At 41.7% G+C, this 23,298-nt stretch carries 19 protein-coding genes and 1 pseudogene; 13 read left to right on the top strand and 7 right to left on the bottom strand.

Translation table 11 applies throughout. From position 1 onward, the window contains the following. The 3 genes from IEE83_RS32335 to IEE83_RS32325 form a co-directional block, all read right to left on the bottom strand. Entirely contained in the window at positions 1-2,376 is a 2,376-nt protein-coding gene (locus IEE83_RS32335) for a GumC family protein (RefSeq protein ID WP_194124897.1), read from the bottom strand. A gap of 31 nt (positions 2,377-2,407) precedes the next feature. Then, the gene (locus IEE83_RS32330; protein ID WP_194124896.1) at positions 2,408-3,235 is read right to left on the bottom strand and encodes a polysaccharide biosynthesis/export family protein; all 828 of its coding nucleotides are present in this window, start codon (positions 3,233-3,235) and stop codon (positions 2,408-2,410) included. A gap of 228 nt (positions 3,236-3,463) precedes the next feature. Then, the gene (locus IEE83_RS32325) at positions 3,464-4,198 is read right to left on the bottom strand and encodes a tyrosine-protein phosphatase (RefSeq protein ID WP_194124895.1); all 735 of its coding nucleotides are present in this window, start codon (positions 4,196-4,198) and stop codon (positions 3,464-3,466) included. 444 nt (positions 4,199-4,642) lie between these two features. Here IEE83_RS32325 and IEE83_RS32320 point away from each other — a divergent pair, with 444 nt between their 5' ends. Next, positions 4,643-6,382 (top strand): T9SS type B sorting domain-containing protein, encoded by a 1,740-nt coding sequence (locus IEE83_RS32320; protein ID WP_194124894.1) that lies wholly within the window; start codon positions 4,643-4,645, stop codon positions 6,380-6,382. 326 nt (positions 6,383-6,708) lie between these two features. Here the strand turns inward: IEE83_RS32320 and IEE83_RS32315 are convergent, their stop codons facing one another. Continuing rightward, positions 6,709-8,481: an ABC transporter ATP-binding protein gene (locus IEE83_RS32315; protein ID WP_194124893.1), complete on the bottom strand. Its 1,773-nt coding sequence runs from the start codon at positions 8,479-8,481 to the stop codon at positions 6,709-6,711. Between the two features lie 176 nt (positions 8,482-8,657). On the opposite strand from IEE83_RS32315, the gene IEE83_RS32310 reads away from it, so the two are divergent. Next, positions 8,658-9,302 carry a 3-keto-disaccharide hydrolase gene (locus IEE83_RS32310; RefSeq protein WP_194124892.1) on the top strand — a complete coding sequence of 215 codons (645 nt, stop codon included), beginning with the start codon at positions 8,658-8,660 and terminating at the stop codon, positions 9,300-9,302. 295 nt (positions 9,303-9,597) lie between these two features. Here the strand turns inward: IEE83_RS32310 and IEE83_RS32305 are convergent. Beyond that, positions 9,598-9,807: pseudogene (locus IEE83_RS32305) on the bottom strand (IS66 family transposase); the annotation flags it as partial. Positions 9,808-9,816: 9 nt separating this feature from the next. Here IEE83_RS32305 and IEE83_RS33775 point away from each other — a divergent pair. Beyond that, complete coding sequence (locus IEE83_RS33775) at positions 9,817-9,990, top strand: transposase domain-containing protein (protein ID WP_379992395.1); 174 nt, start codon at positions 9,817-9,819, stop codon at positions 9,988-9,990. Between the two features lie 53 nt (positions 9,991-10,043). Here IEE83_RS33775 and IEE83_RS32300 read toward each other — a convergent pair whose 3' ends face one another. After that, positions 10,044-11,051 (bottom strand): S1 family peptidase, encoded by a 1,008-nt coding sequence (locus IEE83_RS32300; protein WP_194124891.1) that lies wholly within the window; start codon positions 11,049-11,051, stop codon positions 10,044-10,046. A 1,309-nt stretch (positions 11,052-12,360) separates the two neighbouring features. Continuing rightward, positions 12,361-13,038 (bottom strand): hypothetical protein, encoded by a 678-nt coding sequence (locus IEE83_RS32295; RefSeq protein WP_194124890.1) that lies wholly within the window; start codon positions 13,036-13,038, stop codon positions 12,361-12,363. A 533-nt stretch (positions 13,039-13,571) separates the two neighbouring features. On the opposite strand from IEE83_RS32295, the gene IEE83_RS32290 reads away from it, so the two are divergent. From IEE83_RS32290 to tnpC, 10 genes are all read left to right on the top strand, one after another. Then, positions 13,572-14,120 carry an RNA polymerase sigma-70 factor gene (locus IEE83_RS32290; protein WP_194124889.1) on the top strand — a complete coding sequence of 183 codons (549 nt, stop codon included), beginning with the start codon at positions 13,572-13,574 and terminating at the stop codon, positions 14,118-14,120. A gap of 57 nt (positions 14,121-14,177) precedes the next feature. Then, positions 14,178-14,855, top strand: a complete 678-nt coding sequence (locus IEE83_RS32285) for a hypothetical protein (RefSeq protein WP_194124888.1) — start codon at positions 14,178-14,180, stop codon at positions 14,853-14,855. An 88-nt stretch (positions 14,856-14,943) separates the two neighbouring features. Further along, entirely contained in the window at positions 14,944-17,346 is a 2,403-nt protein-coding gene (locus IEE83_RS32280) for a TonB-dependent receptor (RefSeq protein WP_194124887.1), read from the top strand. A 58-nt stretch (positions 17,347-17,404) separates the two neighbouring features. Then, positions 17,405-18,643, top strand: coding sequence for a DUF4374 domain-containing protein (locus tag IEE83_RS32275; RefSeq protein ID WP_194124886.1), 1,239 nt, complete (start codon positions 17,405-17,407; stop codon positions 18,641-18,643). A gap of 70 nt (positions 18,644-18,713) precedes the next feature. After that, entirely contained in the window at positions 18,714-19,910 is a 1,197-nt protein-coding gene (locus IEE83_RS32270; protein WP_194124885.1) for a PepSY-associated TM helix domain-containing protein, read from the top strand. 14 nt (positions 19,911-19,924) lie between these two features. Further along, on the top strand, positions 19,925-20,305 hold the full coding sequence (locus IEE83_RS33690) for an IS66 family transposase (RefSeq protein ID WP_369009361.1): 381 nt from the start codon (positions 19,925-19,927) through the stop codon (positions 20,303-20,305). Continuing rightward, on the top strand, positions 20,302-20,490 hold the full coding sequence (locus IEE83_RS33685; RefSeq protein ID WP_194124883.1) for a transposase domain-containing protein: 189 nt from the start codon (positions 20,302-20,304) through the stop codon (positions 20,488-20,490). The genes IEE83_RS33690 and IEE83_RS33685 overlap by 4 nt, the downstream gene beginning before the upstream one ends. A 629-nt stretch (positions 20,491-21,119) precedes the next feature. Next, positions 21,120-21,428, top strand: a complete 309-nt coding sequence (gene tnpA / locus IEE83_RS32255) for an IS66 family insertion sequence element accessory protein TnpA (protein WP_194124882.1) — start codon at positions 21,120-21,122, stop codon at positions 21,426-21,428. 1 nt (position 21,429) lies between these two features. Next, the gene (gene tnpB, locus IEE83_RS32250) at positions 21,430-21,771 is read left to right on the top strand and encodes an IS66 family insertion sequence element accessory protein TnpB (protein ID WP_228102194.1); all 342 of its coding nucleotides are present in this window, start codon (positions 21,430-21,432) and stop codon (positions 21,769-21,771) included. A gap of 63 nt (positions 21,772-21,834) precedes the next feature. After that, positions 21,835-23,187, top strand: a complete 1,353-nt coding sequence (gene tnpC, locus IEE83_RS32245) for an IS66 family transposase (RefSeq protein ID WP_228102193.1) — start codon at positions 21,835-21,837, stop codon at positions 23,185-23,187. The last annotated feature ends 111 nt before the right edge of the window (positions 23,188-23,298 follow it).

Below are 23,298 nucleotides of genomic sequence, written 5' to 3'. Positions count from 1 at the left end.
TTACCCAATACCAACCAGCTTTTTAAGCTTATCGCCTAAATTGGAGTTCTTTTGCTTTTTGTCGTCAGTGTAGTATCCATAACCGTATCCTCCATACCCATATCCGTAACCGTAGCCAGCACCGTAATTAACTCCATTGTATATAACGGTAAGATTGGCAAATCTTTTACTATTCCGCAGCTCACCAATACGGTTTAGATGGCCAAGGAGCGTATAATTGAAACGGACAACGTACAACGTTGCATCCACGTATTCAGCGATCAGGGCAGAATCTGTGACCAATCCATATGGAGGAGAGTCAATTAGAATGTAATCATATCTTTCTTTGAGTTCAGTAATCAGTGTCTTCAAACGCCCGTTCCCTAACAGTTCTGAGGGGTTCGGTGGCAGCGGGCCACTTGTCATCACATCAAATTTTGGGTGCACGCTGGTGGATTGTATCAAATCCTCCAGATTGGTTTGTCCTACCATGTAGTTTGAAACCCCTTTTCTGTTATCAACCAGAAGTCTGTCATGAAGGGTAGGCTTTCTTAAATCCATACCTAGCAAAATTACTCTTTTGTCGGAATACGCCAAACTGGCTGCCAGGTTGATACTAATAAAACTTTTGCCTTCGCCCCCAATGGATGATGTGAGCATCAGTGTCCGGCATGTTCCGTCGCCCAGATATTGCAGATTAGTCCTAAGTGCTCTAAACTGCTCAGCAACAGCACTGCGGCTAGTCATCTTAATAATCGCGTCTGATGCGCTTGCGCCTTTAACTGCTTTCATTAACCCAAGTTCTCCCATCACCGTTGCGCCGGTTCGTTGTTCTATTTCATCCTTGTTCTGAACGGTATTATTAAGAAGGAAAATGAGGTTGATCAAAAGTAGGGGAATTAATACACCAGCGGCAATCGATCCAAGCCATATAAATAATTTTCTTGGTTTAACAGGATTGACAGTGGCTATAGGTGCATCAATCAAACGACTATCTGTAACTGTTGATGCATATCCGAGAGCGGTCTCTTCTCGTTTCTGAAGTAAATAAAGATAGAGTTCTTCCTTGATAGATTGCTGACGTTTGATACCAACAAACTCTCTTTCTTTTTTCGGAATGCTTCTTAGACCTGCTGAGAATCGCGTGTTGATGCCCTCCAGATTACGTTTGGTGACTGCCATTCCTCTTTTTAAATTTTGTACGTTTTCACGTATTGCCTGCCGTGTACCTTCCAATTGCGTATTAATTGTTTCCAGTAAGGGGTTTTTAGATGTGGTTGTTCTTGCATACCGCTCACGCTGAAGATCTAATTCAGTGTACTTTGTCAGCAGGGAAACCAAAACAGGATCATCAATCATATAGGTTGCAGGCGCTGCTGCACCAGAGTTAGCGTTTTGGATAAAGTTATCGACACTTTCCAGGATACTAATTTTAGTGTTTACCTCATTAAGCTTCGAATCGTTTTCCTTGATGTTCTCCAAAAAAAGTTGTGATTCTGCACTAATATCAGTTATTCCTTTGCTGGTTTTATAAGATTCTACATCCTTTTCAACATCGCCCAGTTCCCCCGTGATCAATCCAAGACGGTTTTCGATAAACTTCAAAGTGTTACTTGCCTCTGTATTTTTATCGGATAGTGAAGCGAGTACATACACATCAAGAAGTTGATTTAAAACGTCCTTAGAGCGCTGTATATCAGTATCTTCGTAAACCAATTCCAGAACAGTACTTTTAATGTTAGGCTGTTGAATCGAAAGGCGATTAAGCATGTTCTCGGCTAATTCGTCAACGTCGGTAAACCGAACCGTCATGTCCGAGTACTGTGTTTTTTTGCCTGGTAGTACAACAAAGGCGCCCCAGGCATTATTAAATCGCAGTCCGGTTTTATAAATTGTTTCTTCATCATTAAATTTAAAATGGGAACTATCGACCATATGTACGACTAAGGGATTGAGGTAGCCAAATGGAGTAACTACTTCAGCCTTAATTATAACAGGGCTCTTTTTATAAAGATCGACGGTACGCAAACCGTCTTTTGCAGTGTAGGAAACCTCGAGGCTAAGATCTTTAATTACTTGCTCCATCAAATTTTGCGATTTGATGATTTCTAGCTCGTTTTCAACAAGTTTGTTCCCACCGAATTGGGTGCTCATTTCTGTAAGAATGTCACCCTGAGCTCCACCTATACTCTTTTCCTCTTTGATAAGTATACTAGATCTTGTACTATAGACTGGGCGGGTAATTTGTAAGTACAAAAACCCCGTAATTAGTGATAATGTAAGAAATAATGGAAATAGGTACCAATAGCGGAAATATCTACGTATGTAACTATTCAGGTCAAACTCTTCGCTGTCTTCAAAGCTTTCCTGTGCTTGATTATTGTAATTATTATTCATAACTTAAAGATGTTGCGTGTATTGCTTATTTCTAATTTGTAAGATTAAGTATAAGGATTCCAAGTGTGCTAATACCACCTACTATAGAAACAATTAATGGAACTGTTCTTATTCGACTGTCAGTATCAAGCATTTTGGACTTTACGGGTTCTATATAAATTATATCATTTTTGTGAATATAATAATACGGAGAGTTAAATACGTTGGTGGATGTAAGATCCATGCGGGCATATTCCCTTTTACCGTTTTCCTCGCGAATAATCATAACATTACTTCTATTACCATAAATTGTCAGATCACCAGCTAAACTCAACACCTCAGGAAGAGTAATTTTTTCATCTGGTATGACGTAAACCGCAGGGAATTTAACCTCTCCCATCACAGAAACTTTAAAATTTAGGTTTCTAACCATAACAGACGGTTCTTTTAGATAGGCTAATAATTTTGTCCGAATGGTATCCGCAGCTTCTGATGTTGTTAGCCCCTTTATATTAATTTTTCCAATCATGGGCATTTCCACTGAACCATCCACATTCACCAGGTAACCTAATGGCTGAAGTCTTGCACCGCTACTTTGAGCAGAGTAGTTTGCACTTGCAGTCATTGCTGTGTTAGCTGTATTAAACATCTCGTTCGCTTCTGAATTTAAACTCCCTACTACGATCGACAATATGTCATTACTTTGAATCTTAGGAATGTAATTTTGTATAATTTGTTGAGAATGCAACCTGGAACTGTCGCCTTGAAAATATATAATCGACTTGGGCGAAACACAGGAGGTGGTCGCTCCCCAAATCCCCAAAAAGACAAAAGCCATTAAAGTACTGTAACCGGATAGTTTAGAAAAAGTATTCTTCATAAGTGGATTTGAAAAAGTCCGAGTGTAAAAATTAAATTGTTAATAGTAAGTAGCTTGAACGAGTTTGTAAGAAAATTAGCGCTGAGAAATCTATTTTGGAAAATGCTTATTTTTGCTCCAAGTGATTTAGCTTAAATCTTAGCAAAGTTATATAAACTTATTTTCATTACTACTAAAAGTGACAAAAAATCTCTCGTGAAAACGTAGAATAAATTCTATCATTTCAAACTAGATACTTAAAAGTTTTTCGTTTTGGAATTTGTATTTGGTCAACCATGATGCTTTGTCACCTTTGGCTATTAGATCCAAATGCTGCATCCGGTGCGCGTCAGTACCCAAAAAGGTAATCAGATTATGACGCAGAAGCCAATCTGCCATTTTGTGCACATTCTCGCCATAGTAACCGCCAAGCGATAAAATGTTGACTTGCAACTCGCAGCCCTGGTCAGATAATTTTTTGAAAACATAGGGATCAGAATAGAAGTATGTGTAACGCTCCGGATGTGCCAAAACCGGTTGGAATCCTTTTTCGATGATTTTGAAAAGAGTCTCGGAGGTATTCATTAAAGGGGTGGAGTAGGGAAGCTCCACCAAAAGCCTGTTTCCCGGTAAAGTTAAAAGTCCATGCCCGGTATTGAGCGTCTCAACAAAGTGCTCGTCAATGAAATATTCGGCGGCCGCATTAATCTCAACAGTAAGTCCGGCGGTCTTACAGGCGCTTCGGACATCATTCAGTCCTGATAAAATAATTTCGGGGGTGTTTCGGTAGCAGTCCCACATCACGTGTGGCGTTGTGTAAATTTTGGAATAACCAAGATCCTGCATTTTATGAACCATTGCCACGGACTCTTCGAGGGTTTCTACGCCGTCGTCAATACCTGGGATCAGATGTGAATGGATGTCCATTCCAATCCTTTCAAGGTTTACTTCTTTCTTCTTCTTATCGAATAACCAGTTGAGCATATTTTCTTTTTGTGCCCTGAAAAAAGACCTCACCCGGATGTGCGCGGGATGGGCTGTTACTTATTTCAGGAATATTGTCTATTAAAGGGTATGACAAATTTAATGTAAAAAACGGGACACTTCACAGAATATTGCTTGGAATATTTCAATTTTAATTCAAAATTCATAATTATTTGATTTGTTTATCAAAATTCCATTTTTAAAATGGATTATATTTTTTTCTATAATGGTCCGGCGATAAATTCTATTTGCTCGTAGCTGAAATTTGATAAGCGTTGGGCTTGAGTTTTACGAAATGTTCAGTCTGCAATTAAAAAATGATTGTTATACGGTAGAAAAGTTAGAAAAACGCTCCGTTAAGATAAGCCTTATGCAACAGGTTGAAGTGATCTGACGTAAGGATGATTGAACGCTTTTTCAGGTTTTTGATCCTTTCAACTTGTTATGGGAAAAATTCTATTTTTGACAGAGCTTATTTTCTGTTTGCCCTTTGCTGTTTTCGGGCAGAAAGTAGACTGCGGCAACATTGGTTTTGAAGAAGGAAGCACCAATGGCTGGATTTTAACGAACGGGACTGTGGAAAACGTAGGAACCTCAGTGGTTTACACCAATGAAACTGTTGGTATATACGCAAATGGTCATTTGGTTACAAAAACAAGTGACGGAAATGATCCCAAGATCACAGCAGAGGCGATTCCGATGGTTGCGCCAGGAAGCAGTTATTCACTTCGGATCGGAAATACGCTGATGGGAAGCCGCTTTGACAGGGCGAAGACTTCTTTTGTAGTCGGCCCTGACAATACCCTTTTTCAATACAAGTTTGCCATTCTGTTAGAGAATCCTACCAACGATCATCAGCCTTACCAAAAGCCGGGCTTTAATATCCGGATCTATGATGCGAGCGGAAATGATATCTCCTGCAGCAATTATGATATTCAGCTTGAAGAGAACAATACGGTAGATGGTTTTAAAACCCAGGGTGATATCCAGTACCGCAACTGGACGACAGGCGCGATGGATTTAAGAGATCACATCGGTGAAACGATTACCGTGGAGGTCACAGCGCACGGCTGCACGAAAAAGAAACATTTTGGTTATGCCTACTTTGATGCGCAGTGCACAAAGTCGGAAGTCAGACAGGCAGCGAGCTGTCCTGATGAAGAAGGTTATCTGACCCTAGTCGCGCCAAACGGTTTTGGAAAATACACATGGAGCAACGGAGTTACAACGTCAGAGACCAAGGTAACGGCGAATCTGGGTGATAAGTATTCAGTAAAGCTTGTGCCGGTGGGAAGCCTTGATGAGTCCTGTGAGCTGCAAATGGATTATACCATTGAATTCAAGCAGAGTGATTCCACGATTGTCAAAACAATCTGTGAGGGGGAATCTGTGGCGGTAGGAGATACCACCTACAAAACGAGCGGAAATTTTATCAGGCATATAACACGAAGCAACGTATGTGATAGTACCGTTCATCTTTCTTTGACCGTGAACCCGGTCGCCAAATACAGTCAGAGCATTACCATTTGTGAAGGGGATAGTCTAGCCGTTGGCGACACACTTTATAGGACTGCTGGCACTTATGTCAATGTGCTCAGCACGAAACTTGGCTGCGACAGCACGGTCACCACTGAGCTGAAAGTGGATCAGCTCAATCTTGCATCGATGCAGAATTTATACATTACCCAGGGAGACAGCGTGCAGCTGCATGCAGTAGTGGATCCCGCTGGCAGTTATAATTACATCTGGCAGCCGCCTGCAAGTCTTGTTTGTCCGAACTGTCCGGACGCCTGGGCGAAGCCGGCTTCCACCACGCTTTACACACTGAAAGTTTCAGATGTAAACCAGATTTGCAGCCGGGATGGGAGAGTGACCGTCGAGGTAAGGCCCTGCGGAATTTATCCGCCAACCGCTTTTTCGCCAAATCATGATGGGGATAATGATGTGTTTTTTGTCTACGGGAATAGCTGCGTGAGTAGAGTCAGAAAAATGGTTATCTACAACCGCTGGGGTGAGGTAATATATATGAAAGAGAATTTTGCGGCCTCAGAGCCTTCAAACGGCTGGGACGGAAACTACAAAGGCCAACCGACGGAGCCCGGCGTTTATCCTTATAAGATCAAGGTGGAATTTAAAAGCGGTGAGCTTGTGGATTACAGAGGAATTGTGACGCTGGTGAAGTAGGCTTGCTACCCGGATCCTCCCGTCGGACGGCTTTTTTGCCGTCCGAAGGGTATTGAAAAGTTTCCATGGGCTTACCGTCTAAAAACTCTTGTATTTTGAGCTGGAATAAAACAACTAATTATTAAAAGTCACAGGATGAAACACCAGAAGTCATTCATAAGGCAAAGATGTTCTTATTTCTGTGAAATTTAGAGCTGGATAAATTGACAGGTTTTAATTTTCTTATGGATCTAAGATAGTTTTCTTACCCGAAGGGCGGCGGAAAAAGCCGTCGGACGGATGGCTCGATCCATCATCTGACATTTTGCCATTAGTAATAGAAGATATCAGCCGACTGATTCGCGCTCATCCTTACCCATCAGATCTGAAAATATCTGACTGTTTGCCCGGAGCTCCGTATAAGTCCCTTCCTCAATCAGCCGCCCGTCTTTCAGAATATAGATATAATCAAACTTGGGCAGAAGATGCAAGCGGTGAAGCGCTGAAAGCACAGCTTTATCCTTGAACTCTTCAAACATGTTATCATAAATGAGCGCTTCTGTTTTCGGATCAACGCTGCTGGTAGGTTCATCAAGAAGAATGATATCACTGCTTTTTGCCGCCAAAACACCTCTTGCCAGGGCTAAGCGCTGCTTCTGTCCGCCTGAAAGGTTGACACCTTTTTCCTGGATATTAGACTCAATACCATTGGGCAGCTTTTCAAGCACAGTGCTGAACTGGGCCGTATCGCAGACATGTCTGATCTGAGTTTCAGGAAAGGGTAGTCCAAGCGTGATGTTATAGGCGATTGTATTTTCAAAGATTTCAGGATCCTGCGGAAAAAGCGTGACAGTATCTGCGAGCATTTCGAGCGGAAGATTACCCGATCCGTCTACATAAAGCTCAGCATCTTTCTCTGCCTCGTAAAGTCCGCGCAGTAGCGCCAGAAGCGTACTTTTGCCACTTCCGCTTTCTCCGATAAAAGCGATGCGCTGACCTCTTTGAATGCGGATATTAAGCCCGTGTAGACTATGCGCTTTCTGCTCGTTCTCGTAAACCGCCGAATGAGAAAAGTTAAGATTTTTGATCTGGATCTGCTGCCAGTTTTCGGGAAGTGGTTCTGCGCTGTCCGCACTGTGAGCAGAAGCGTAAGCCTCCCCGATACTGCGGGCCGTCTGAACCTCTGTATTATAGCGGATGATTTCTGTATACTGCCAGGCCACATCCTGAAAAACGCTTGTAAACTGGTTGACGTAGCCGAGTAGCGTTACAAGCCCGCCGACAAGAAAAATGGTCCCGGGCACATAATTCTGGTAGATATAACCTACGGTGATCACCACATAAATCAGTCCGATGAATAGGCTTGCCACAAACCATTTCCACTCGTTGATTACGACTGTTCTTAAAAAAGAAGGAAACACGTCGGCAATTTTCATTTGAAGACTTACCTGCATTCTTTTTTCAAGCCGAAGCGTGATCACGGTAATGATATTGGAAAGACTGTCAAAAAGCGTCGAGGAGACAACGTGCTCTTTTTCGTTGGTCTCATCAAGTGCCTTGATGAAAGGTTTATCAAACTTGAAAATCACCCAGACTGTAATGATTCCGATTACAACACCAATACTTCCATATAAAGGAGAAAAGTATACAATGGCGGCAAACGAGAAAACGAACTTTGAAAAGGCATGAAGAAACATAAAACCGTTCTGAAAGAAATCTTTCAGTGCCTCATAAGCTTTTCTGATCCGGTTGATGGTCGCGCCGCTGTGGTGGTCTTGGTGCCAGCGGATGGGCAAATGAAGTGACTGATGGTAGAGCTCATCAAGAAAATTGCGGCTCAGATCAAAGGCAAGCTTTCTTTCCATCACGCGCGCCGGGCCGTGAAAAGCCCATTCTAAAAGATTAAGACCAATGTAGGCGCCTGCATACCACCAGACATTTTGCAGTACCTGTGTGCCTTTGGTTTGCAGGGACTGAACAAACCAACCATAAAGAATCGGCTGTAAAGCCAGCACAAGATTGGACATGATAAACATGCCGTAAACCAGCAGATAACGGTTTTTCTGCTGACGGGCATAACGCCAGCTGGTAGCTAGCAGGGATAGATAAGGATTACGCATTCAGAAAGTTATTACAAATGCAAAGATAACGGGATTGTTGTTCTGGTAGAAATCAGGTTAAGGGGCGCTTGCCCTGAAATATTATTTCCTTGCAACAGGGAGTAGTTTTGAATAAATTTTCTTCTTTTTACAAATAAAAAACAACATTTAATCCAAACGGTGTCAAGACCAATCTTATGAAGAAGACAATGAATTTATTTTCGGCTCTTTTAGCCCTTGTAGTTCTGATCAGCGCCGTTTCAGCCCCTAAGCAAGACGGATGGATCTCTATCTTTGACGGTAAATCCCTGAAAGGGTGGAAAGTCGGCAATAACGCCAGCTCATTTTCAATTGAAGACGGCGCCATTAAGGTGAACGGGCCGGTAGGTCACCTGTTTTACGAAGGGCCAATAAAAAACCACATGTTCAAAAACTTCGAATTTAAAGCCCAGGTGATGACCAAGCCAGGATCGAACTCAGGCATTTATATTCATACCACCTATCAGGAAACTGGCTGGCCGTCGAAGGGCTATGAAGTGCAGGTTAACAACTCACATACTGACTGGAAGCGCACAGGAAGTCTTTATAACATCCGCGATGTAAAAGAGACTTACGCAAAAGACAATGAGTGGTATACCGAATATATCAAAGTGGAAGGAAAACACATCACCATCAAAATCAATGACAAAACCGTTGTTGACTACGAAGAAAACGACACCGATAAAAGATCGGAAGGTGAAAAAGACAGAATCCTGAGCAGCGGAACCTTTGCTTTGCAGGCGCATGATCCTAAAAGTACAGTTTACTTTAAGGACATCATGGTTAAACCTTTGACAGAGTAAGAGGTTTGACACTATGTTACGCGGAGCTTCGCTATAAAAACCATTGAGTTCAATAGTGAAGCTTCGCGATTAAGGTTAAGCTTCAAAGGGTTATCATACGGTTCTGCGGGCTAAAAACCAGGACAAAAATGAAGTAACGATACCTCATATTACGCATTGTTTTCAGTAGATTTGATTACCTCAGCCTCTACAATCTTATTTGCAAAATAGTAAACTGCTCCAATAGCAAAATTACGGGTAATGGAACCGATTGCTTCAACTTAAGAGATTATGCTGAATGTATCCGGCCTAACAACTACATATTTGTTAATTGCTGAACCCTGTTAACGTTTTGCGGGTACAGATCGGTGACGTTTTTATGGTTAATTGTCGAGATATTTGTCAGGGTGTTTTTTAGCCAGTTGTAGGGATTGACGTTGTGTTTTTTGCAGATAGCAAAGAAGGAGTAGATCATGGCAGCCCGCTGTGCTGCTTAGTGTGATCCTGCAAAAAGGTAATTTTTTCGCAGGCAGTCATGAAGGTGCGCAAAGGCAGCGCCGTTATCTTCAGCTTCGCTGACCAGTGCAAACGCCATAAAGTAGACGCACACCAATGGCTGACTTATGTTTTCGAAAATATACTCGATACAAAACCAAGCCAATACTTCAATTTACTGCCGCAAAATAATTTTGTAGCTAAAAATTCCTAAATGCCAAGATGTAAATTCTTAGGTGGATACATCTTATTTAATCTCATGCCTGATCATATTTCACCACTTATAAACGGCCTTATTTTGCTCTTGACTGTTTCAGATAGGCTATTGTAAAAATCTTTCATTGTAGATATAATATAAGACATTTTAACTACTCTGATGATCTTAGGGGCATTTTCATTATCGCTCGCTCTTACCATGATCCCTAATAATTGCCCATCTGAGTTAAATACGCCCCCTCCGCTCATACCAGCTATTGCTTGCGCTTCTACAAAAAATTCGGCACTCGAATTATAAGCAATATCTCCTTCGGCATCTCCGGCGCTCTTCAATTTTTGGATGGCTTGCGCAGCTTCTGTATCTGATAATATTTTACCATAAGCAACTGCCCCATTGGGATAGTTGGTCTCATCCTGAGGATAGCCAACTGCAATTACTTTTTCACCTGCAATAGAGGTATTCCATGTTTGATTTGCTCTTGTACGGTTTTCTGGATCATATAGCTGTAATGGTGCAGAGGTTTTAATAAGCTCAGGATATTTGGGTAACGGTCCTTGCTCAGCCCTTTGATTATCGATGATGCCCAAATAAAAATCCTCTATAGGTAATAGGGTCTTATTGGTGGCACCAGAAGAAATATTAAAATGCATGAGAGGAAAATCTGCTATCAGCGTATTGCCTAAGGCTATGCTTCCGTTAATTGGAGGAATTTGTGAAGTTTCGAAAATGCCAAGGTTTTCCGACGATAAATCAAAGAATTGGGCATTTCGGGAATTCCATCCAGATATGTTATAAACATGATTAGCACTTATATACAAACCCAAGCCATAATCGTTTTTTCTACTCCATATGGTTTTTGACACTGCGCCTCGTCTTCCAACGCTTCCCCTTACCTTGTTGAGCAGGTTGATCAGGTTTTGGTCGTTACCATTTAGTATTTCCTCAATTTTGGGGACATGCAGATCACTTCTTGGAACAATTGGATTATTTTGTTTGCATGATTGGAATGATGTTCCAAAGATTATTAATAAAACTGATAATACTGTTTTTGCTTGCATAATATAATGAGCTTAGAAAGGGTAAAAGTATTTGATATGGTTGACTCTCAAATTCCGCCTGTCTTTTTCGTGAATTTTGCTTTCACAAAAATGCTGTCCGCTTTTCCCATAGTCAATCCTGGCAGCTTCCTGAAAATTCGAAGAATAAAAATGGTTTTGCCTTTTGTAGACGTTAAAAAACCATAGACTTGAATTACTTTTAACAGAAAGGGGCTTCAGATATAGATGTATACCTATTGCCATAGAATAGGCTAAGCAGTTTTTCAAATTGATATTGCAAGAGATATCTGAAAAAGATTTCCTCGATACTGCTTTGTTCCGACATGGTCTGGTTTTTAATTAATATTCAGTAAGCATCAAGAAGAACATGTTCCCGTTTGCTATTTACTATTTATACGATTCGATTGCTTAAAACGGATTAAATTAAAAGAACTGCCAAAAACCGTCACAACTTTCGTGTAAAGGATTTTCTAGGCCTTCATCCCGGTTGTAAGAACCTAAGCCCCTAGCTGGATACCTCGCCCCTTAATGATTGCACAGGAATCATTAAGGCCGCCTTGATGGCCTGAAAGCTTATCGTGAACAGGGCAATGCATAAAGACATTATGCCTGTAAAAGCAATCAGCCACCACGAAAAGTCAACCTTAGACGCAAACTGACTTAGCCAATCATTCATCAGGTACCAGGACGTGAATGCCGCTTTTCCTTATTTATGAAGAGTCTAAGTGTTCTGAACCAGAGAATTAACCCTTTCAACTTATAATTCGCAATATTCTAATTATAATTTCTTTCGAATAGACAGAATTTAATCCGATTCGTGGCTTAACTGCAACTATCTGGACTGGCTGATTCGTAGCGTATCCAAACTGAGACCTGCCATGAGTTTGGGTTTTCGTAATCGGATCGAATTGAGTTACTAATCAAATAGCTATCAGCGCTAATTTTAATTTCAAACCCCTCCCTACTACAGCCTTTGTCCCAGTTACCCGGAGATAACATACCCTTTTATAGTAGCTTCAATTTCACCTGGCTTGTTGTCAGTGCCCTTTTTGCAGCCTAGCTGCAAATGCAACAGTACCAGAATAGTAAGTGCTTGTCTCATAAGTGAAAGTCTATTTCTCAATAAGACCCTAAATTTTGCACATTGGTTGTAACACCATTTATTTGTTGTAAAAGTAATTTTATGATAATGGGTTAGATTAAAAGAAAGTACGGCAGAGGTCGCTGCCGCATTTTTTAGTCAACCCTATACTCTAATTTGTTTCGGCAGTATGCCGAAAGTCAGAGACGATTTCTATTAATTTTTGTGTTATTCTGTGGTAATAAGCTTTTGAGGGAATTCTAAACCATTAAAAGCAATGCTGTAAGTGCCCGGGGTCAAGTCGTGCTCGATCGGCGAGCCGAGCGGAAAAATTAGCTGATTTAAAGCGGTACTTTTACAGGAATTGAGGCAGGCTGCATCGGCGTTGATTAGGGCAGATGCGCCGGTTGCAAGATTTGTAAAAATGAGCGTGGTAATGCTGGGATTGGTATACAAAATTTCAACTTGCAAGCTCATTTCAAGTCGCTTCGTTTTTCTTGAAAAAGTGAGATCGCGGATTTCACTGATAACTTTTAGTTTACCGGTTTGGACGATTTGGAGAATATAAGTGGAATTTTCAGATCCGTCAGAAATTCGCAGGAAAATCTGCTTTTCCGCGGTCGGGTTGCACAGGCGATAGGATGCGAGATCGATCGTATTGTCCGGCAAAAGTCCACTGACAACCTCCGCTCCGTCGGAAAGTTCAAGCTCTGGTTTCAAGCCGTTTTCCAAAATTGCGGACAACTTTAAGGTAATGGTAGAAGTGCGGCTGTCAAAAGTCACATCTTTCTGCGGAACACCGATTAACGAAACCGCACGAATTGAAGGCATATCATTCAGACCTTCGGCAGCTTTTTGGTAGGAAATTTGCAAAGTAAGGCTAGTGCAGCAAATGGAAGCAAACATCTTTACATATTTGAAGTTAATGGTTACATGTAAAGTATAAAAATATATGGTAATGGTTATGAGCATAAAACACTGCATGAGAAAATTGAACAAAAAGCACCATACGCATGGTAGGCGGACCAGTCGCATGGGATGGACGAGAGCCTCACCGATACCTAGTGCACCTGCTTTGCGGAATAAAATAGAAGAATGGATCTGCCCTTGCACTATTCTAAGAACTTTCATAAACAACCGTTGCCCATTTTATACCCCTTCCCGAACAGTTATCGAACCACTTTTTAGAAGACTTACAATAAATTGCTAAGATGGTTATTTAGACTTTGAACCATCGAAGGGTCAGATGGGCGTGAAACAATTGGCGACTCAACGGAATTTGTAGTTCATTTAGACCGTGATTCGACAACTCTCTGCAAAGGTCAATGAAATTTACATCCTTAAATAATGCTAAATGAAGATCTATAAAACTTTACTTTAACTTATTTTTAACATGTCTAAATAAGTTTTAGCTTTGCAAAAATTAAATTTGCCAGCTCATGACCGCCTGCGGAGATCCCTCTTTTCTTCCCATTGTAATTTCTTACCCGATCAACGCAGAGGCTTTTGAGACTATATATAATAAATATTGGAAAGATTTATACTCTTTGTGTTTTTACTACATCAAGGATCAGGAGCAATCAAAAGAGATAGTTCAAGATATTTTTAAATCAATCTGGGAACGCAGAAATGAACTTGATGTAGACGGACCAATCGAAAATTATCTTTTTCGGTCTGTCAAACTGAAAGTAGCACAGTATTACCGCACCAATAATATTCATCAAAAACATCTTGAAGCTATTACGCGTGATTTAAAGAAATCAGAAAACAGCACAGAAAATATAGTGTTATTCAATGCTTTGAAAGATCAAATATCCGATCTTGTAGAGAGGCTTCCTGAACAGTGTCAACGGGTTTTTCTGTTGAGCAGGGAAAACGGATTTAGCACGCAGGAAATATCTTCACAGCTTTCAATATCTCCTAAAACAGCTGAAAACCATCTTACTAAGGCACTTAATTTTTTAAGAAAGCACATCATCTTAAAATAATTTCTTTTTTGACTGGGGGTATTATCCGACTTATGCAACATTGATAAAAATAGCACGATGAAAATTACTCCCGAGTTACTGGAAAAATATTATCGGGGATTGACTAACGTCTCTGAAAATCATCTTATTGAGCAGTGGCTAAGTAATGGAGAAATCGATACACAGTTCGATTTTCCACTTGGACAGGATAAAAATAGCATAAAAACGGAAATGTGGAAGCACATAACTGGTTTTGAAAAGAAAGGGTCGGCAAAGTCTACCATAATTTTTAACTGGAATCATCTGTACCGTATTGCTGCCTGTGTGGTGCTTTTAACCGGATTTTTGATTGTTAAGCAGAATACATATTTTTTAAGCCACACGACCACATTCGATAATTCAGGTAGTGCAGTATCCAAAAATGTGCATTACAATAATCTCGATTTAACAATTGCTTCCAATAGTCGTTGTGAAGTCAAGGTTCCTTATTTTGGATCTGAAAGTACTATCAGTTTTCACGGAGCTGTCTCAGTTAAAAACCGTTCTCAAAAAACCAGAAGTTTAAGAATTTCAATGGATCAGACAGGGGGCTCCAGGAAAGCATCCGAGCTTATCCGCTTGAAAAAGGGAAACACCTACCTGGCAATGACGGATCAGACCTTTAAAATGGTAGCAGCAACTACCCAGGAACTGGAAGATGGAATTCCCAGGCCGTTTAATTTGAGATTGACAGAAAGATTTAAATTATCAATATAAAAAAGCTACGCGGTTCGAGCCGCGCAGCTGATTTTGAATCCTGCTGAAACAGGATTTGTTTACCCGGTTCGCTAAAACAAGTTAAACAATGCAATTTAGAGAAATTTTCTCGATAGGAATTCTTTTGACCTTATCATTTTCCGTAAGGTCACAATCGGCAGTATACGGACAGTTTACCGGGACTGTCATTTCGGTTTCGAAAGAAGCTTTGACCGGAATATCTGTTAGAATTGAGGGCACTTCCCAAGGAACAATAACAGACAATGACGGTCATTTCGTTTTAAAAAATATCTCTGCGGGACAGCAGGTTCTTCTCGTTTCCGGATTGGGCTATCAACCACAAAAAAAGACAATACTGGTAACTGCCGGTAAAACTTTTAAAATTTCTTTCACACTTGCCCAGCTTGCTCAGCAAATGCAGCAGGTAGATATTACTGGGCAGTCTGAGCTGAAAAATGTAAGACAACAGGCCTTCAATGTAGATGCGATTGATGCTGTAAAAGTCCAGAACAGAAATGTAGATATGAACCGTTTGCTCGACCGGACAATGGGCGTCCGTGTACGTGAAACGGGTGGTATGGGTTCGGATTTTAACTATTCCATCCATGGACTTTCGGGAAAAGCGATTAAGTTCTTTATTGATGGCATTCCCATGGAAAGTTTTGGTTCTTCCTATAGTATCAACAATCTTCCTATCAATCTGGTGGAACGGATTGAAGTCTATAAAGGTGTCACACCGGTGGAACTTGGGAGTGATGCCTTGGGTGGTGCGATCAACGTAATCACCAACCAAAATATCAATAGTTACCTGGACGCTTCTTACAGCTACGGCTCCTTTAATACGCACCGGGCCGCTGTAAGTGGGAGATGGAAGGATGCAAAAAGTGGTTTTACAACAACTGCAAACGTTTTTCATAATTATTCGGACAACAATTACAAAGTCTGGGGGCCAACCGTGGAAGTGGCCGACGTGAGCGGCAGACCGGTTCCGGTTGTAGCCAGACGGTTTAATGACCATTATAGATCCAGCACCGCTCAGCTTGAAACTGGGTTTACAAATGTGGCCTGGGCCAATCAGCTACTGCTTGGACTTACCTATTCCAACCTTGATAAAGGAATTCAGACCGGGCAAACCATGGCCTATGTCTTTGGGGAAGCTTCCTATCACGAGAGTTTTGTGATGCCTTCACTTAAATATTCAAAAAAGGATCTTTTTGTCAAAGGGTTAAATATGGACGCATTTGCATCGCTCAACCGGGTCAGAGCTACCACGGTTGATACTAGTTCCCGCCGCTACAACTGGAAAGGCGAAGTGATCGAAATAGCAAAAGGAGGAGAAATCGGGGGGATTGGTGCTCAAAAATCCATGCTGACTTTTACTGATCGCACACAGCTTCACCGCCTGAATGCCTCCTATAAACTTTCTGATTTTCACTCATTTAATTTCAACTACAATTACACTTCAACAACCAGAAAAGGGACTGATCCGTTAGCAGCCCAATGGACCATCCCTTACCGTCTTCCTCAGGATTTCACCAAACAGATTTCAGGATTATCTTATCAATCAAATGCGGCACAGGATCGGTGGATAAATACTTTTTTCGTCAAAAATTACAATTACCTGGCTCATGCGCAAGGGCTTACCAATCAAAACAGCGGTGCTGATCCGCTAGCGATCGAGATTCAAAGTAAATCCAGCCAATGGGGCTATGGCTATGCGACCAGATTTACGGTGAGCCAAAATATCCTTTTAAAGCTCTCAGCGGAAAAAGCGATCCGCCTGCCCGAAGCCATCGAAGTTTTGGGAAATGGCAATACCATTCTGAATTCTCCAGACCTGCATCCTGAGAATAGTTATAATGCGAATCTAGGTGTGCAGCTAAGTAAGGCGATCCGGGATAATCGTTTTGCATTTCAAACTTCTCTTTTTTACCGCAAGACAAACGATCTGATTCTGCTTGCTCCAGCAAATTACCTTGGCCGCAGCAATTATGAAAATATTGCCAAAACAGAAGGGAAAGGCGTTGAAGCTGAACTACGGTACAGGCGTAAAAGCTGGCTGGAATTTACTGGCAATATCACGTTTCAGGATATTCGAAACAACCAGAAATACGATCCGCAATCTGGTTCAAAAAGTATTGTGTACCGTGATCGGCTGAGAAATACGCCTTTATTAATGAGTAATGGCGAGGTCAGGTTTAATAAAGCGAAGTTATTCCGTGATGATGCCAACGCCTCCTTTTACTGGAATGCAAGTTATGTGCACCAATATTATCTCAACTGGCCAAGCCTTGGCGCAAAAGATACCAAGTCGGTAATTCCTATGCAGTTTGTTCAGGATATAGGACTTAGTTACAGTTTTTACAATAGCAAATATAACCTGAGTCTGGAATGCCGGAATCTTTTTGACAAGCAGGTTTTTGACAATTATCTACTTCAAAAGCCCGGCCGTTCTTTCAGTATAAAAGCCAGGTATTTTATTACGCGCTAAACTCTTAAATCAAGCAATAGGTCAATTTTAATTCAATTCAATCGATAACAATAATTTTATGTACCAGTTATTTAAAAGTTCTCTGAAAGCAGCCTCACTTGTGATGCTTGCTTTTTCTCTACAAGGATGCAGCAGCAGTGATGATAATAAAGATCCGGATCCGGTTTCCAAACAATATTTTACAGTGGTTTCGCAGTCAAATGGATCGGAGTATTTGGCTAGTACTGCTTCTCTTTTGACAGGCGAATTATCATTTGTAGGAAACGGTATAGAAACCAGTGCAGCCCGTTATTTGTATCACAAAGAATACATTTATCTGATGAATACGGCCACAAAAAAGTTCATCCAGTATAAAATGGGGGCGGACGGGAAAATTACGGAAGTGGCTTCGATTCTGACGTCTGGTATAACACCCAATTATTTCAACTCAATAACGATCGTTGATGACAACACATTTTTGGCACTAGGCGCGGAGAACGAGCACATGGGAAATGCAGGCTGGGCACGTATCAAAATCCCTGAATTCACTGTAATTGATAAAGGCACCTTCAAACTTCCATACGATGCTACGACAGGAATGGCGTCTGATCTTGGTAAAGGATTTGTTGATAATGGCAAATTTATAATGGGTACGAACCGCTATAATGTGACAACATATGCATATGGTGGAGGCAGCAATGAAGGTTCTTATGCTCTGGTTTACGACTATCCTGGCATGACCAATATGACTTTGGTCAAAAGCAGCGCTACCACATCGACCGTAGGACAGGAGTATCTTTCAACTTTGGCCGTGGATGAAAACGAAGATCACTATTTTGTGGCAAGCGCCGGAAAATACTGGCTGGGCAATGGTGGCAACTCTGGGATATTACGAATCAAAAAAGGTACAGCTGTGTTTGACGAGAGTTATTTTCTTGACGTAACTACCTTGCTTGGGAAAAAAGCATGTCTTACCGGAATCAGCTATATGGGCAATGGAATCGCTTTCGGAACGGTTCAATATGAAGATTTGATGAGCGCACTATCAGATCGTTACAAGTCAGTTGCACAGGTTATCAAAATCGATCTGAAAAATAAAACGGCCATGGCCATGAATACGCCGCTGAGTCCGGTGGGTCAGTTCCGCAGTCCGCTTGTATTTAATGGGAAATATTACACCGCGCTACTGCCATCAGCGGGCGAAGCCAATATTTATGAGTTCGACCCTGCGGGTGATGCGAATGGTTTTAAAAAAGGAATGAAACTGGATGGAAATGATGTATGGCCAAACATGATTGCGCCACATCCGGTTAAGTAAATTAAAATTAACAACAGATCATTGATTACGGATACTTCCGGAATCAATGATCTGTTTGTTTGCAAACTGCATGAATCAGATCAAAGTCAAAAAGACAGTTAAACTGCAGCGAAAATGGCTAAAAATCACCAGCCAAATTCACCTGTGGCTGGGGCTGGTTGTCGGAGCTGTCATCGTTGTAATATCTGTGGCGGCCGCAGTCTTTGTCTTCGAAAATGAGCTTACCGATTTCTTTTATGAGGATATTGTGATTGTGCATCCAGCGAAGGAAAGAAAGCCGGTGTCGCAAATGCTGGCGGCGGCAGAAAACGCCATGGGGGGAAAGGTAATCGACTTTTTATATACTACCGATAAAGCGGATCACGCCTGGATGTTTGTTTCCAAAAAGTACAATCCAAACACGCCTGGTTATTTTTATTTCAGTGAATATGAACGGTGGCACCGCGTTTTTGTCAATCCGTACACAGCCAAAGTTACAGGCGTGTTGGACATGCGCTATGAGCCGGTTTATTTATTCAGAGTGATGCATCAACAGCTTCTTCTTCGCTATGAGATTGGTCATTTGATTGTGGCCACTAGTTCGCTTGTTTTTATTTTGATGATTATTTCGGGGCTAATTTTATGGTTTCCCAGAAACAAGGCAGCTTTCAAACAGCGGTTTAAAATTAAGTGGAATGCTAAATTCAAGCGGCTTAATCATGATGTGCACAACGTAGGAGGATTTTATGCGCATCCGTTTCTGCTCATTTTAATGATTACCGGCCTTGCATGGTCATTTCGATGGTGGCAGCAAGGCATTAACTTTGTATTGGGCGTTTCACAAATTAAAGCGATCGAAGTTCCGGCGCCACCGGTATCCCCGTCTCAAAAGATAGATGGACATCCTTTGGATAATGCCGTTTCGCATATTTTTAAACGTTATCAGAAGAAACATCTGCAAGAGCTGTCAGTGATTCTTCTAGAGCCAGGTCAGATTGTGGCTTACAGCACCTACTGGGATGGGTCGATTTTGCCAAAAAGCGATGAGCTTTATTATGATGTGACCAATGGACGGGAATTTTTTGCTATCCATAATGAACAGATGCATGCAGGACAAAAGCTAAGAAATCTTAATTATCCGATTCATGTTGGGAGTCTTTACGGCCGGCCTACCAAAATACTGGCCTTTGTGGTTTGTCTGTTCTCAGCAAGCTTACCAATTACGGGGTTGTTGATTTGGCTGGGACGGAAAAGGAAAAACCTGGAGAGGAAATTGTCTTTAGTTTGACCGCGGCGTAGCCAATGTCTTTTCTGTATGTTGCGACTTACGTGCTTGAACCCATGCAGGTACTCTACGCTCTGGAGCAGCAAATGCGGGAACAGCAACTGGATTGGGAAGAGAAAACAAAGTTGAGACAGGAAAAATCGGCTCCGATTCTTTTGGAATTAAAGGTGTGGATGACACAGCAGCTCCCGCTGGTAATCCCCAAAAGTCCTCTAAGTCAAGCTATAGCTTACAGCTTACCACGGTGGGAAGGACTAAGTGCCTACGCACTGCACGGGCAAATTGAGATTGATCGCGCGGCGACCCGCAATAATCTTGCTGAGAACGTAATCTGGCCCCCCTTGCAATTGGGTGAAAGTCGTTTTTGTTCGCAGGCTCTCACCAGGCAGCTGAAATGACAGCAGCTATGTACTCCTTTGTGGCAACATGCAAAAAGAATGGTGTTGATGAGCAACTGTGGCTGGCCGATGTGTTTAAAAGAAAAGAATCCCATAAACATAAAGATCTTTATCAATTGCTACCAAACAACTGGGAGAAGTCCAGAAATCTCGAAAGTAACCCAGAACTACGTTTGCTAAATTAGCAAGACGGGTTTTGTCGGAGCGAGACAAACTATCGACGCATTTCGAAACAGCTAGTACGGGAGACTTACAATGCCAAGCATCCTAAAAGGAAAAGAAAGGCTTTAAAAGCCATGCGGAAGTTGAAGACACTTGCAGGTAGGCAACTGCGGGAGCTAAGGGCGAAATTGGGCAATAGCCTTAATGAATATATTGGATAAAGAACTTAGCTTGTACGACCGTTTTGGCACAGACTCGTGCTGGGAGCAACAAAATATACAGTTTACATAAACTCTTTGTAGCTTGCATCGCAAAAGGGAAAGGCCATAAACAGTATGAGTTCGGCAGCAAAGTGGGCTTGTTTATCAACTCCAAAACACTGGTAGTTACTGCGATAGATCCATTTGAGAGCAATCCGCACGACAGCAAAACGATCAAGCCTCTATTAGAACAATGAAAAATTTGCAAGGATACTTACCGGAAGAAATCTGCTATGATAGAGGTGGAAAGGGACAAACCCAAATCATGGGGGTAAAAATTTCGACACCCTCGAAACCATTGAAAAGGGATAGCTCCTATCAAAAGCAAAAGAAACGTATGCGTCCGATAAACCCATATTTTAACAGATCCGCATAGTTCGTAATCTTGTTTCATGAAAAATGAGACAGAAAAAATGCGTGAGCTATACGATCAGTGGCAGACGCAAGGCATAAGCAAACAGGCTTTTTGCAATCAAAATGGTATGGGATACCATAAGTTCAATTACTGGGTTAAAAAAATCCGCCGCAAGAATGTCGCTCCCGTCGAACCAACCCGTGGGTTCAGCCAGATACCAGTTCAACAACCAGATGTAATTGAGCAAAACCAACAAGCTCTGGCAGCAATTACTTTTCCATCAGGAGCGCGTATAGAGCTGTTCGGATCTCTTGACGCATCTTTTATCAAGAAGCTCATTCTTTAATATGCTGGCTTTATCTCACAGCTGTCGGTACTTTTTGTACCGGAGTCCGACAGATATGCGTTTTGGCATCTATAGCCTGGCTGGCCTGGTCCGGAATGAACTGGGCTTTGATCCGTCAAGTGGTGATGTTTTCATTTTTCTGGGCAAACGACTTAATCAGATCCGACTCTTACAATGGGATCGGGATGGTTTTGCCATGTATGTCAAAAAACTGGAACAAGGTACTTTTGAATGGCCAAAAGGTGAAGATATATCCATCACCAGCCAGCAGTTAACACTTCTTCTGCAAGGTGTAATGCTGGATTCGGTTCGCCTTAGAAAACGATATCAACGGGTGAATTAGGTCAATAAATCAGGCAGAAAAAGCCACAAAAAAGTGCCTTATAAGGTTGTATAGCTAGTTTTTATGCCTTATCTTCGGGTAATGGAAGATACAGCGACGGACTATAAATTACTCTATGAGCAGGCACTTGCCGCGCATAAAAAGTCGCTGGAATTAATATCCGAAAAGGATCAGCAGATCCAGGAGCTGAACTTTGAACTTGATAAATACAAGCGGTACATATTCGGAAAAAAGAATGAGAAACTGGCCGGCGTCCACACGGACGTAAACCAGATCGACCTCTTTGAACTGGGTACCGTCCAACATCAGCAGGAAGAGCTTTCCGAGCAGGCAGTTGAAGTTGTAAAGGAAAAAGCGCCAGCTAAAAAACGTGAAAAAGGAGCAGGCCGAATGGCGCTTCCGGAAAACCTACGCCGTGAAATTATTATCATTGAACCCACAGAAGATGTTACCGGCTGCACTATCATCGGAGAAGAAGTCACAGAGGTTTTGGATCTGATTCCTGCTGAGTTCTATGTAAAGCGATATATCCGTTACAAATATGCCCATGCTAATGGTGAGGGCATTATAACCGCATCACTTCCGGATCGTGTGATCGAAAAGGGTATCCCTTCCGAAGCGGTCATTGCCCAAATGGTTGTAGACAAATATGTATTTGGCCTTCCACTTCACCGCCAGATTGACAAGTACAGGCGGTTAGGAGTAAATGTTCCTGCTTCCACCGCTTCTGACTGGATCATGAAGGGATGGCAGCATTTAGCTCCATTATGGGAGCTATTAAAACTCCTGGTTCTCAACCAGAAATATTTGCAGGCCGACGAAACACCATTGAAGGTACTTGACAGAGATCATAAAAATGGTATCCATCAAGGCTATATTTGGATATATAATGCCCCTTGTGATAAACTGACGCTGTTTGATTACCAGAAAGGCCGAGACCAAAGCGGTCCTAAACAGATGCTGGAAGGATATGCCGGTATATTGCAAGTGGACGGTTATTCCGTCTACGAAAAGCTTTTTGGTAATGATCCGGATATTCTTTTGGTCTACTGTATGGCTCATGCCCGCCGCAAATTCGTAGACGCCCTTAAATACGATAAAGAAAGATCGACTTATGTGCTTGAACGCATGCAGGTACTCTACGCTCTCGAGCAGCAAATGCGGGAAGAAAAATTGGATTGGGAAGAGAAAACAAAGTTGAGACAGGAAAAGTCGGTTCCGGTTCTTTTGGAATTAAAGGAGTGGATGACACACCAGCTTCCGCTAGTTATTCCAAAAAGTCCCCTAGGTCAGGCTATTGCTTACAGCTTATCACGTTGGGAGGGACTGAGTGCTTACGCACTTCACGGGCAAATTGAGATTGATAATAACTTAGCGGAAAATGCCATCAGGCCAATAGCAATTGGTTATGGATAGTTAAAGATTATGCAAAGCAATAGTCTAAAATCAATGTTTCCAGGTAGTTGACTCTATATTTCCGATAAATCGCTTTGCATAATATTATTCATTTTCACCTTCAAAAGTTCG

The sequence above is a fragment of the Dyadobacter subterraneus genome (genome assembly GCF_015221875.1).
GTDB classification, from domain to species: Bacteria; Bacteroidota; Bacteroidia; order Cytophagales; family Spirosomataceae; genus Dyadobacter; species Dyadobacter subterraneus.
The sequence above is the reverse complement of the archived record's forward strand: the minus strand, read 5'-3'. Positions and strand labels throughout refer to the sequence as shown.

Bases quoted from the DNA above. Each gene is read 5' to 3' on its own strand.
- IEE83_RS32335 (WP_194124897.1), bottom strand. From the start codon at position 2,376: ATGAATAATAATTACAATAATCAAGCACAGGAAAGCTTTGAAGACAGC.
- IEE83_RS32330 (WP_194124896.1), bottom strand. From the start codon at position 3,235: ATGAAGAATACTTTTTCTAAACTATCCGGTTACAGTACTTTAATGGCT.
- IEE83_RS32325 (WP_194124895.1), bottom strand. From the start codon at position 4,198: ATGCTCAACTGGTTATTCGATAAGAAGAAGAAAGAAGTAAACCTTGAA.
- IEE83_RS32320 (WP_194124894.1), top strand. From the start codon at position 4,643: ATGGGAAAAATTCTATTTTTGACAGAGCTTATTTTCTGTTTGCCCTTT.
- IEE83_RS32315 (WP_194124893.1), bottom strand. From the start codon at position 8,481: ATGCGTAATCCTTATCTATCCCTGCTAGCTACCAGCTGGCGTTATGCC.
- IEE83_RS32310 (WP_194124892.1), top strand. From the start codon at position 8,658: ATGAAGAAGACAATGAATTTATTTTCGGCTCTTTTAGCCCTTGTAGTT.
- IEE83_RS33775 (WP_379992395.1), top strand. From the start codon at position 9,817: ATGAAGGTGCGCAAAGGCAGCGCCGTTATCTTCAGCTTCGCTGACCAG.
- IEE83_RS32300 (WP_194124891.1), bottom strand. From the start codon at position 11,051: ATGCAAGCAAAAACAGTATTATCAGTTTTATTAATAATCTTTGGAACA.
- IEE83_RS32295 (WP_194124890.1), bottom strand. From the start codon at position 13,038: ATGTTTGCTTCCATTTGCTGCACTAGCCTTACTTTGCAAATTTCCTAC.
- IEE83_RS32290 (WP_194124889.1), top strand. From the start codon at position 13,572: ATGACCGCCTGCGGAGATCCCTCTTTTCTTCCCATTGTAATTTCTTAC.
- IEE83_RS32285 (WP_194124888.1), top strand. From the start codon at position 14,178: ATGAAAATTACTCCCGAGTTACTGGAAAAATATTATCGGGGATTGACT.
- IEE83_RS32280 (WP_194124887.1), top strand. From the start codon at position 14,944: ATGCAATTTAGAGAAATTTTCTCGATAGGAATTCTTTTGACCTTATCA.
- IEE83_RS32275 (WP_194124886.1), top strand. From the start codon at position 17,405: ATGTACCAGTTATTTAAAAGTTCTCTGAAAGCAGCCTCACTTGTGATG.
- IEE83_RS32270 (WP_194124885.1), top strand. From the start codon at position 18,714: ATGAATCAGATCAAAGTCAAAAAGACAGTTAAACTGCAGCGAAAATGG.
- IEE83_RS33690 (WP_369009361.1), top strand. From the start codon at position 19,925: ATGTCTTTTCTGTATGTTGCGACTTACGTGCTTGAACCCATGCAGGTA.
- IEE83_RS33685 (WP_194124883.1), top strand. From the start codon at position 20,302: ATGACAGCAGCTATGTACTCCTTTGTGGCAACATGCAAAAAGAATGGT.
- tnpA (WP_194124882.1), top strand. From the start codon at position 21,120: ATGAAAAATGAGACAGAAAAAATGCGTGAGCTATACGATCAGTGGCAG.
- tnpB (WP_228102194.1), top strand. From the start codon at position 21,430: ATGCTGGCTTTATCTCACAGCTGTCGGTACTTTTTGTACCGGAGTCCG.
- tnpC (WP_228102193.1), top strand. From the start codon at position 21,835: ATGCCTTATCTTCGGGTAATGGAAGATACAGCGACGGACTATAAATTA.